General features: G+C 74.6%; 1 protein-coding gene and 1 pseudogene. Both read right to left on the bottom strand.

Annotation, left to right across the window (positions count from 1 at the left end; all coding sequences use genetic code 11):
* Positions 1-383, bottom strand: a pseudogene (locus FOE67_RS26710) (hypothetical protein); the annotation flags it as partial.
* A 164-nt stretch (positions 384-547) separates the two neighbouring features.
* Positions 548-1,045 (bottom strand): PH domain-containing protein, encoded by a 498-nt coding sequence (locus FOE67_RS26705; protein ID WP_182667390.1) that lies wholly within the window; start codon positions 1,043-1,045, stop codon positions 548-550.
* Between the last annotated feature and the right edge of the window lie 4 nt (positions 1,046-1,049).

Below are 1,049 nucleotides of genomic sequence, written 5' to 3'. Positions count from 1 at the left end.
ACGGAGGCGGGGTGGGCGGTGATGTCGGGGACCCGCAACGGCTCGGGGTGGTCGATGAGCATGCCGAGGACACCCCGGCCCCGGGGCGGATGGACGCCGGCCAGATCGGCGAGTTCGCGCTCGTCCAGGCCGGCGGTGATGAACTCGGCCAACTCCCGACCGGTGGCGTCCAGGACCCCCATCGCGCCGTACCGGGCGTTCACCATCTCCATCGCGGTGGTGACGATGCGGCGCAGCACGACCGGGAGATCGAGATCGCCGCCCAGGGCGGTCACCGCGCGCAACAACTCGCCCATCCGGTCGGCGGTGGGCGGGCCGCCGGTCCCGCCGTCGCGGGCCGGGACGGCCGCTCCCGCGCCGGTCCCGTCCGCCGTCACGGACACCCCCCGGCGGTCGGGGAACACCGACGGGGGCGTCGGGGCGCCGGCACGGGCATGGAACTCGCCTCCTGCGGGGGCGGGGACGGGGCGGTGCCCTCTCCCCATGGTGGGATCCGACCGTCGATGCGGCGACCCGGGGACGTCCGTCCGGAAGGAGCCGTGGTCGCTCAGTCCCCGGAACCGGCGGTGCCGTACGCCTCCACCAGACGGCGCAGGGCACGCGTCTCGGTGATCGCCCGCTCGCGGCCCACGCCGGGCTGAATGGCCATGACCGCCATCGTGCTGCCGTCCTGGAGGTCCAGGGAGACCCAGGGGTCGCCGGAGCGCAGGTTGACGCCCACGATCTCGGGCCATTCCAGGGTGCGACGGCGGGTCAGGTTCACCACCGTCAGGCCCTCGGGCCGGGCCACCGCCCGGGGCCTGCTGAGCAGGGCGAGCACCCCCCAGATCAGCAGGCCGCTGAGGGAGATGGCGATCTTCTCCGCCACCCCCCAGGCGACGGCGCCGCCGGCCGGCAGGAGGACGGCGATGACGGTGAGGACGACGAAGGAGAAGGCTCCGAGCGTCATCAGCACCACCCGGGTGCGGGTGGGGCTGAAGACCATGGGAAGGGTCGGGGGCTCGGACCCGGTGGGGTCGGCCGGACCGGTGTGTCGCGGGGTCATGCGC

The organism is Streptomyces calidiresistens, assembly GCF_014141525.1.
Classification (GTDB): domain Bacteria; phylum Actinomycetota; class Actinomycetes; order Streptomycetales; family Streptomycetaceae; genus Streptomyces; species Streptomyces calidiresistens.
Note: the sequence above shows the minus strand (reverse complement) of the source record. Positions and strands in the feature narration are given on the sequence as shown.

Bases quoted from the DNA above. Each gene is read 5' to 3' on its own strand.
- FOE67_RS26705 (WP_182667390.1), bottom strand. From the start codon at position 1,045: ATGACCCCGCGACACACCGGTCCGGCCGACCCCACCGGGTCCGAGCCC.